We start from the raw sequence: 9,961 nt of genomic DNA, 5'->3' as shown, positions 1-9,961 counted from the left end.
ATCGTAATCATGCATATAAGCCGTCATGGCAATCGATAAAGCATCTTGTTGGTAGCTTAATGCTAATTGATATTGCAACGCTTCTTGCGCTGTTTGTTCAATATTACCGGCTGAAGCGGCTGTCCAAGCTTGTTTAGCTTGTAACGCGGCTAACCACGGCCCACTCTGGTAAGCCACTTCAATAGAAGGCGACCAGCCATCATCAGAAAAGTCTGCAGCATTAAGGCTCGTATTTACATCACCAAGCTCACGAGAAACACTGACATGCTCATAACCTAAACCGAGGTTGATAGACCACTGACCATAATTTAATTTAGTATCTACCGCTGATGAAAATGCCGAGGCATCGTCAGTATACGTCAGTGCATATTCATCATCAGTTGTCGGCGTCAATGATAAATCATTGTTCCACGACCACTCACGTTGACCTAAACGCATTTCAGCTTTATCTGTATGGTAGCGCGCACTATAAGTCACCTGATGCTGACCATACATGCTGACACCTTTTGTTTGCATACCAAACCCAGAGAAATCGTTATTTTGTGTTAACGCTCCTAAGTTCATCCCATCGGTGGTGGGTGTTGTTTCAAACATAGCAATACGAGACAGCAACGCATTATTAATTTGCTCACCATCAACAAACTGCATCTCTTGAGATTGTTGTGAATAGGTTTGATAATAAAAGTCGGTAGCCATCGTTGAAGTAGATGACATGATTAGCTGATGTGCTAACACGTAACGTTGACGTTCGCCTTCAGTATTGTCGGTGCTAGCTGCTGAATATAATTGAGTCGGATTTACTGAAAAATCAACACTGGTTAACCCCAACGCTCCGCGATCAGCTTCTCGTGATGAGTACTGATAACTAAATTCTGTCGTTTGTTGGTTACGTGCTCCGGGTAAACTATCGGCAGCAATTTTGAACAGAATATCTTTCTGTATACTATCTGCATCTCGGGCGACGCGATAACCCACATCGTCAGATGCAGATTGATAATCTACTGCCAGTAACATGCCATTTTGCTTCGAAGTACCACTCAGCACAGCCCCACCATTGATGGCATTATTGTCACTGCCTTCAACGTTGACATCGGTTGCATATTTTTGCGGACTAATTTGTACCGACTGATAGTCAAGCTTACCAAAAGCCGCTTGTGAACTTTCAGTCACACTGGTCATGCTCGAAAAAGACACTTTTTGCTGGTGCATTAAATTGGGTTGCAACACTAAATGTTGTCCAGAATAAGGCGCAGGAGAAAAGAAAATACCATCCTGTAAAATGGCTACACCGTCAGTGGCGCCAGCATGTGTGATAGTAATATCTTGATTTGGTCCGGTAGGTAACACTGTCGCGCCGGTCAATCCTAATGCTATATCACTTTGGCGATAATGAAATTGGCTTATCGATGACTGTTGCAAATCGAGTTGATTATTAAGGTTATCAATAGACTCGGTCACCGTTTCTGCAACGGCATTGGTAGAATGGCAAACATAAAGCACTGCGGCTGCTATCACTGACAGGCTAAATGGGTGGTTAGACATATTAATCTCCGTATATGTGTCTGTTCACGCAAAAAATCGCTTAAAATGACGAATCAGTTAGTAAAATTCGTCCATTACAATAACGGTTTCAGTTACATAAAAATAGCGTACCGTTAACGTTTACTCGACATATTAATATTTGCTTCGCAAAAAAAAGCGGCTAAAGCCGCTTTTTCATTGAGATATCAATTAATCGATTCGATTAAAGGTTACCTAAAATTTCGTCACTCAGTTTCAAGTCATCATTTTGGTTGACGCTCACGCCTGCAGCAATGATCATCCGAGCAATATCTTGCGCTTGTTCTAATGAATGCATTTCATAAGTACCACATTGATATTCATTTAACTCAGGAATATCTTTTTGATCAATTACATTGGTTACGTCAACCATTGCCGCTAACCATGAATCTGCAACTTTACTTTCTGTCGGTTGACCAATCAAACTCATGTAAAAACCGGTTCGGCATCCCATCGGCGAAATATCAATAATCTCTATACCATCACCGTTTAAATGTTCACGCATAAAACCTGCAAACAAATGTTCAAGTGTATGGATGCCACGTTCGCTGAGGATATCTTTATTGGGTGCACAAAAACGTAAATCGAATACAGTAATGGCATCGCCACTAGGTGTGCTCATGTGCTTGGCAACGCGAACCGCTGGAGCATTCATACGTGTATGATCTACGGTAAAACTGTCTAATAAAGGCATTGCTTTCTCCAAAGTAAATAATAATTTGACAATATAAAGCCTAATAACACGATAATATCACTATTTAAGCATGGTCACAGTGAGAGTTTACGGTTGATTTTTGTCGTCTAACTCAAAGCGACTCAAGGCATCTTCTGTGTAACTAAAATAGCGCTTTACAGACTTCTCGTTAGCCATGTAAGACTCAAGTACTTTATTGAATAACGGGTCTTTAGCCGCTTCGCTGTTAAGCACATCATCTCTTGCATATTTTAATGCGCGGATCACTGTGTTGGGAAAAAGTTTAACTTGCACATTATGCTCGTTAAGCAATACATCCATCGCGGCAATATGACCTTGAGTATAATCATCTAACATATCCTGATTGATGGCTCTTGCAGCGACTTTAACAATCATTTTCAAATCATTGGGAAGAGTCGAAAAGGCCTGTTGGTTAATCAAAAACTCCATCGTTGAACCCGGTTCATGCCAGCCAGGATAATAGTAGTATTTAGCCACCTGATGCAGCCCTAGCGATAAATCATTATAAGGCCCAACCCATTCAGCAGCGTCAATTGCGCCAGTTTGCAGTGCGCCGTATAATTCTCTGCCAGCAAGTGCATCAACGGGAACGCCACCGAGCTTCTTGAGCACCTCACCGCCTAAGCCCGGCAAGCGCATTTTGAGCCCTTTAAAGTCTTCTGGGGATGCTATGATTTTATTAAACCAGCCACCCATTTGCATGCCGGTATTTCCCCCTGCAAGCGGTAATACACCAAAAGGTTGATAAACTTCCTCCCATAATTCCATGCCACCGCCGTAGTGAAGCCATGCATTCATCTGTTGTGCATTTAAACCAAATGGTATTGATGAGAAAAACTGGGCGGCAGGCGCTTTACCTTTCCAATAATATGATGCGCTATGGGCCATTTCTATCGTGCCATTACTTACGCCGTCAAACACCGACAATGCAGGCATTAATTCGCCAGCGCCATAAACAGTAATCACTAAACGACCGTTAGACATTTGCTCGACTAATTGGGCAAATCGTTCCGGAGCCATACCCAAACCGGGCAAGTTTTTTGGCCATGACGTGGCTAAACGCCATTCAATAACTTGGTGAGAAATAAAATCTTTTTGCGGAACAGAACTTAGCTTTGAAGGCGTTTCTTGTTGACAGCCTAACAATAACGTTAAGCCTAGTATCCAGCAGGTTTGTATCACCTTGCTCATGTAAATATCCTATGTCAATCGCACGCTTCTTTTCATAACTGTAACATAATCATAACTAGTGACAAACATCACCTCACTACGAATACAAAATAAAAAGCCTCGCATGTTCTGCGAGGCTTTTTGTATAATTCAGTCAGCACGTTAATAACAATTAACGATTACCATTACCCCTTACAATTAGGGGTCCGAGGTACTTCATCCAAAGCTTGCCATTCTGGTTGGCTATAAGCATTTATGGATAGCGCATGTACACCATTGGCTAATTCATCTGCTAGTGCTTGGTTTACCAAACGGTGACGGGCAAGTAAGCGCTGCTCGCTAAATTGATCACTAACTACAACCACTTTAAAATGGGTTTCTGAGTTAGGCGGCACATGATGACGATTACTCTCATTAATCACTTCAAGATGCAAAGGCGCAAAGGCGTGATTCAATTTATCGGTAATGATTTGTTCGACAGACATAGTGATACTCTTATTAATCCATATCGATGAAATCAAAGGGTACTGGTTTGCCCAATAAAGGTCAAACAAGCGGGCTAAAACTTAAAGTTTGTGCACACATTTTCTCAAGTTGATATCTAAGCATATTAACATCATTGACCTATTTAAGATCCCCCTAGGTCCAGATGTTGTCGCTCCTCACGTGCTGGCCACACTCGAATAATCAGCCTATGTGTTCGTCAGTTTGTTGCTGTTAAGCCTGAATATTTTGTACAATAAAAGTTCACCATTAATTAACGGTAGTAATTAGCAATAATGTGCCGAAAAGTGAAGTTAATACGCGGTTCAGTCACTTTAAGGCGCTTAGGTAAAGCATGTTGCCAGTGTTGCTGCATACCAGGATGCATAATGAGTAAGTCGCCTGATGCCAAAGGGAAAGTAACTTTGGTTTGCGTCGGTTTATGGCGCACAACAAAATCTCTACAGGCGCCTAACGTGACAGAAGCAATTGCCGAACCGGTGATAATTTCAGGTTCATCATCACTGTGCCAGCCCATACAGTCACGGCCATCGGCATAGCGATTAACTAACACTGAGTTACTGTCTATTTGATGCTCACTAAGCAGTTTTGCCCGTAATCGGCTTAACACTTTTGGCCAAGCCAGCGCGGTGATGTGTAATTTTGAATAGTGATAATCACAACCCTGGTCGCCAAACCAAGCTTGGGTGCGAGGAATAAAATGCTGCTTGCCATAGACTTCAATCTCCACGCGATCTAATGGGTATTGCTCTACTTCCATCATTAACAACTGTTGCTGCTTGGGTGACAAAAAACCTTTAATCCAAGTAACCGGCGGACTGATTTGGTTAGTCGCCGTTGGCACAACGACGGTATCTTGAGTTAAGCCATTTTGTAGCTCACCAAAATCTAATCCATGTTGAAATCCTGCCACTCAATCACCCTCTTATCTCGCTTGCCTTAATTAATACCAACGCTTGATTCTCGCAATCCATAAACCTGAAACCACAATGACTGCCATTAGGATTAATACCGAAAAATAACCAAAATGCCATTTTAATTCAGGCATATTGTCAAAGTTCATTCCGTAAATGCCGGCGACTAATGTTAACGGTAAAAAAATCGCAGTGACCATTGTTAACGTCATCATCACCCGGTTAGTTTTATGGGCACTCACCGAAATATAACCATTGATTAAACTGTCCACTAAACCTTGATAAAGACTGGCACGACTGGATAGGCGTTCAAACTGATTATATAAATAGCTCAATTGTTCATAGTCCATCTTAATATGCAGATGGGTGTCATCGCCAAGTAATTGTTGCAAGATTTCTTCGTGGTAACTAAACGAACGTTTGGCTTTTTGTAACTTACTGCTATAAGCGATTAGCTCTGCTAATAAATCATCAGTAGACACATCAAAAATTTCATCTTCTATTTCCCCTAAACGCTCTTCTAATGCCAACATCACCGCCAGATAATCAATCACAATTTGGCGCATCAATTCAAAACTGACTCGGCTCATTTCTGTACTTTCGAGGCAACCTTGTGCACTAATTCGTTGGATCACTTTGTTAACACTGATAGAAGGTTTCAGGTGTTGGGTAACCAAGAAGCGGTCATTGACATGCAGCAATAACTGGCTGCGTTCGAGCAGAAGATACTCATCTCTAGCCATAAGCTCGTGGGTTAACAAATATGAATGTGAATCATATTCTTCAAACTGGGGTGGGTGACGTTCTCGCTGTGCTTCTTCAAAATCGAGATGATCAATGCCAAACAAAGGGTATTGCTTGAAAAACGCTTGGCTATGCTGGCCTGAAATATCGACCCATATTAGCTGCAGTTTTGGATCATACTGGCTCATGAGAGTCTCATCACCTTGTGATAACAGCTGACCTTGCGCATTAAATAATAGTATTTGTATCGTCATGAATAACCCTTTCAGCAACCCATTATTACAATATAGACGACCTAAAGGATCATTTCTGACTCGCCAGCCGTTTCAATGTGTTGTTTAATCTGCTCAAAATGACTATTCACCCAGGCGCTACTGATTGGGCCCCAAGTTGAAATGCGATAATAACCTTCATTATGTCGCTGGCCTTGTTGCACAAAATCCACTTCAATACCAATATCAGCAAATGCCGCTATCGCATCTTGCAATGTCCTTCTTGGCATAAGAGTCAATTTATGTAAGCTTAGTAAGTTGTGTTGCTCTTCATCCAGCAGGTGCGCTAAATACAATTTTCGTAGAAATGCTTTTTGCGATTTATTGATCACGTAATTATTCGAAAACATCCTTCACACACCCTATTACCTCTACATCACTCAGTAGAAATTACTGCATCTGTAGTCAATCACGCAAGCACTATTGCCAGAGCCAGCCCAATGCGGCTGAATTAATCGCGGCATTGTGACTGAATTAATCATGGATATAAGGATAATTGATTGATTTATCAATAACCCACTATGATTAACGCTACCTATGTAGAGACAATCTGGTTATAGTTTTTAACAATAGCTAGCAATCAAATATGGAAAATCAATCGACATGGATACACCGCCGCAGCCAAAGAGTCCAATAGCACAACCGCCATTTAATGATCTGTCAGCGGTAAGTGATACTTCAGCAACGTCCTCTGCAGGAAGCGCAATAGCGCACGATTATGACCACGGCCCGCTTTTATCCCAAGATGAGTACATTCAACTTACCGAGTTGCCACTGAGTAATATTGATCCTAATTACCCTAAACTATTATTGATCATTAGCAGTGTCGTGGCGGTGATAATCATAACGGTTTTAAGCGCATTTCTATTAATAACTAAACCACTGCCATTGATAATCGCCTCAGTAGGATTGGTTTCAGCCATGATATTGGCCGTTGTGGTGATAAAGCTTATCCACCTTAAAGCACACAAAATTACTTACGGATTGTTTAAACATGAAATGGTGTTTCGTGAAGGTTTATTTTGGGTATCAACAACGGCACTACCTTATACTCGGCTGCAACATGTTAATTTGTCTCAAGGGCCGCTCGAGCGAAAATACAATTTAGTCACCTTAAAATGTTTCAGTGCTGGTAGCGGTTTGGCTGAAATTGACCTGCCAGGTCTAAATGCCGATTTAGCTGAACATTTACGCCAACATTTATTGAGTCAAGCCGCTGCAAGCCATCAATTACTCATCACCGAAGCTGAAATTGTTGATCCAACGTCATCTAACGCTGAAACGGATCCGTTATCCATTCAACCTCCTCAACAGGGTAATCACAATGGATAAGTCATCAACATCATCAGATGATGTCCAGCCTATTGATACTGATGAAATGGAAACTAATCGGTCATTCGCCGTAAATGTTGCCGACGCGGTCAAAACTGTTGATGGGGAGACAGAAAACAATAGCGTTGATGCAAAGCTCAACGACAATCCGACAAATGATTTTCAACAATGGCAAGCATTGTCAGCTTGGTCAATTGTCAGTAATATTTTCAGTACGTTGAAAAATATCCTCAGTAACGGTTTCGCTATCGTGCCAATCGTGTATACAGGGTGGCAACAAGGTTTTGATATGCAGTGGGGCATATTGGCCTCGAGTGTTTTATTAATACTGGTGACAATTTTTGCGATAATAGAATGGCGTAAATTTCGTTTTCGTCTTCATAACCATCAACTTGAAGTCAGACGCGGTTTAATATTTACCAAAAAGGATGAAATACCGCTAAGCCGAATACAAAATATTCGTTATGAACAGCCGTTTTACTTTAAGCCGTTGTCTCTCGGCACTTTGGTGATTGAAACCGCTGGTTCTAAAAAAGATGAAGCTCATTTAGCCGCATTAGATACATTACAGGCGCAAACGTTAAAACGTTTACTGTTAAATTTAAGCCATACAAAAGTAACCTCGACAGATGAACTTCAGCAGGCAAACAGTCAACAAAACATCGATAACACCCAACCTATTGTGCGTAAAAGTTTAGCTGATTTAGTCTTATTTGGTTTTTATCAAAACAATTTTATTTGGTTTGCTGTTATCGCAGGCCCCATAGCAGGCCAAATAGATTGGGATAAAATATTCGACTCACCGCTTGCGCAACAGTTTTGGCTGTGGGTCCAGCAGCAAACCCATCAAAACATTGGTTTGCAAACTATTATGCTAATCGTGGCCTTGTTTGCGATTTACAGTTTGTTTTCGTTAATTTCAATTGTGGCGGCCATTTTAAAATATCATCCATATCAGCTCGACAAACATGATGACACCATACAGCGAAGTGGCGGTGTCATTTCACATCAACAAGATGCACTGGCCATAAAACGAATTCAATTAGTCCAGGTTCAACAACCCGCTATTGCACGTTTATTTAACCGCTGGACCTTATATTTTAAACAAGTCAAAGGCCATGAGGTTGAACAAAAAACCAAACAGCACATGCTCGTTCCTAGTGTAAAGTCCACTGAAATTGAATCACTCCTAGCTAGTATTCCCCAACTCAGTGGCGGCGCAAGTGCATTACCCAATAGTTATAAGCCTATCCATATAAATTGGCTGACAAAGCGAATCGTTTTACCGCTGTTTCCAGCTATCGTACTCACTATTGTGGGTTACTATGGTCATCATAGCCTTGAGTTTTTTGAGTTCACTTGGTTTGCTGCAACCATGATCATGTTAGCGATTTACATTCGTTATAAACAATGGGGATATGTAGTGGCAGATAAGGTTATTTGGCAGCATAGCGGCTTTTTCGGTCAACAATGGAAACGGGTCGCATTTGAAAAAGTTCAACACGTTAAAATTACCCAAACTAAAAGCCAAAAGCATGCTCAGCTAGCCTATGTTGAAATCGGTTTGGCCAGTGGCAACGTGGTATTTCCGTATATTCCCACATCGGTTGCACAACAGATTGTGGCTCAGTCGCTCAATGCCACAGTCAATAATAACCAAAATTGGATTTAATATAATGAATGAAATACAAACAACAAATGTCAGCGTAGACGATATTATCGATTTTTGGTTTGTTCAAATATCCTCAAAACAATGGTGGGTAAAAAATACCGAGTTAGATTTGCAGATAAAAAAAACATATGGCGCCACATTACAGGCGGCTATCAAGGGTGAATTACAACATTGGCGTAAAGATGCCCAAGGTCGATTGGCCGAAATAATCGTATTAGATCAATTTTCGCGAAACATTTATCGCGATACTCCAGCCGCATTTTCCGCTGACAATATCGCGTTGGAGCTTGCACAACAGGCTGTTACACTCGGTTGTTTAGCAGAGTTACCCGTGCACCAGGCTGCATTTTTAATCATGCCATACATGCATAGCGAATCGATGGAGATCCACCAGCAAGCTTTGCCATTGTTTGAACAATATGCACCCAACAATTTACCAAGCCAGCATCAGCATCAAGCGATTATTGCGCAATTTAATCGCTATCCACATCGTAATGCCATTTTAGGTCGTGAATCTACGGCTGCCGAACTCGCATTTTTAACACAACCGGGTTCTCGCTTTTAACCTAGTGAAAATCACCATAAGTAAACGATAGCGTCGATTTTATTTGACCACTAACACCGGACACTCAGCTTTATTGGCAATCGCTTCAGCCACGTTATCATGTAAAAAATGAGACAGGCCAGTTCTACCATGACTGGCAATAACCACCATACCAATATCACCACTGTTAGCTTCGGCCAAAATTTCATCAATGGCATCACCACGTCGAATAACCGTTTCAATCTTTAATTTAGTATTCAACTGACCTAATAACTCATGCATTTTGCTCGCCGCTGCATCTTCCATACTTTTAGCCAACTCTTCGGGCGTTATCGCAAGAACCATGTAATTCTCATCACCAAAAGGTTGATCTACAACGTGTAGAATACGAATGCCCACTTGATATAAATTTGCCATTTCAATGGCATAGCGTAAAGCATGTGACGCGGTATCAGAAAAATCGGTAGGCCATAAAATATTACGTGTTCGCATATTATTCTCCTCCACAATGCAAAGTGTGCTTTTGCAATGACA

Annotated in this window: 11 protein-coding genes; 3 read left to right on the top strand and 8 right to left on the bottom strand. The window is 41.3% G+C overall.

Annotated features, from left to right (window positions below; translation table 11 throughout):
• The 7 genes from CXF78_RS02355 to CXF78_RS02325 form a co-directional block, all read right to left on the bottom strand.
• On the bottom strand, window positions 1–1,542 hold a 1,542-nt coding region (locus tag CXF78_RS02355), incomplete at its 3' end, for a TonB-dependent receptor (RefSeq protein ID WP_102035855.1).
• A 202-nt stretch (window positions 1,543–1,744) separates the two neighbouring features.
• Window positions 1,745–2,254 carry an S-ribosylhomocysteine lyase gene (luxS, locus tag CXF78_RS02350; protein WP_011636421.1) on the bottom strand — a complete coding sequence of 170 codons (510 nt, stop codon included), beginning with the start codon at window positions 2,252–2,254 and terminating at the stop codon, window positions 1,745–1,747.
• 87 nt (window positions 2,255–2,341) lie between these two features.
• Entirely contained in the window at window positions 2,342–3,466 is a 1,125-nt protein-coding gene (locus CXF78_RS02345) for a TRAP transporter substrate-binding protein (RefSeq protein ID WP_011636420.1), read from the bottom strand.
• Window positions 3,467–3,630: 164 nt separating this feature from the next.
• On the bottom strand, window positions 3,631–3,930 hold the full coding sequence (locus tag CXF78_RS02340) for a BolA family protein (protein ID WP_011636419.1): 300 nt from the start codon (window positions 3,928–3,930) through the stop codon (window positions 3,631–3,633).
• Between the two features lie 272 nt (window positions 3,931–4,202).
• Window positions 4,203–4,862, bottom strand: a complete 660-nt coding sequence (locus tag CXF78_RS02335; protein ID WP_011636418.1) for an alpha-ketoglutarate-dependent dioxygenase AlkB family protein — start codon at window positions 4,860–4,862, stop codon at window positions 4,203–4,205.
• A gap of 30 nt (window positions 4,863–4,892) precedes the next feature.
• Window positions 4,893–5,861, bottom strand: a complete 969-nt coding sequence (locus tag CXF78_RS02330) for a magnesium transporter CorA family protein (RefSeq protein WP_011636417.1) — start codon at window positions 5,859–5,861, stop codon at window positions 4,893–4,895.
• 41 nt (window positions 5,862–5,902) lie between these two features.
• On the bottom strand, window positions 5,903–6,229 hold the full coding sequence (locus CXF78_RS02325) for a winged helix-turn-helix domain-containing protein (protein ID WP_011636416.1): 327 nt from the start codon (window positions 6,227–6,229) through the stop codon (window positions 5,903–5,905).
• Window positions 6,230–6,482: 253 nt separating this feature from the next.
• On the opposite strand from CXF78_RS02325, the gene CXF78_RS21765 reads away from it, so the two are divergent.
• From CXF78_RS21765 to CXF78_RS02310, 3 genes are read left to right on the top strand one after another with little or no spacing between them, the layout of a single operon-like run.
• Complete coding sequence (locus CXF78_RS21765; RefSeq protein WP_011636415.1) at window positions 6,483–7,211, top strand: PH domain-containing protein; 729 nt, start codon at window positions 6,483–6,485, stop codon at window positions 7,209–7,211.
• Entirely contained in the window at window positions 7,204–8,883 is a 1,680-nt protein-coding gene (locus CXF78_RS02315; RefSeq protein ID WP_049763517.1) for a PH domain-containing protein, read from the top strand. Before CXF78_RS21765 ends, CXF78_RS02315 begins: the two co-directional genes overlap by 8 nt.
• Before the next feature lie 4 nt (window positions 8,884–8,887).
• Window positions 8,888–9,448, top strand: a complete 561-nt coding sequence (locus CXF78_RS02310; protein WP_011636413.1) for a DUF924 family protein — start codon at window positions 8,888–8,890, stop codon at window positions 9,446–9,448.
• A 39-nt stretch (window positions 9,449–9,487) separates the two neighbouring features.
• Here the strand turns inward: CXF78_RS02310 and CXF78_RS02305 are convergent, their stop codons facing one another.
• Complete coding sequence (locus tag CXF78_RS02305) at window positions 9,488–9,919, bottom strand: universal stress protein (RefSeq protein ID WP_011636412.1); 432 nt, start codon at window positions 9,917–9,919, stop codon at window positions 9,488–9,490.
• Window positions 9,920–9,961: the final 42 nt, after the last annotated feature.

The organism is Shewanella sp. 11B5 (genome assembly GCF_002836795.1).
Lineage (GTDB): Bacteria > Pseudomonadota > Gammaproteobacteria > Enterobacterales > Shewanellaceae > Shewanella > Shewanella frigidimarina.
Note: the sequence above shows the minus strand (reverse complement) of the source record. Positions and strands in the feature narration are given on the sequence as shown.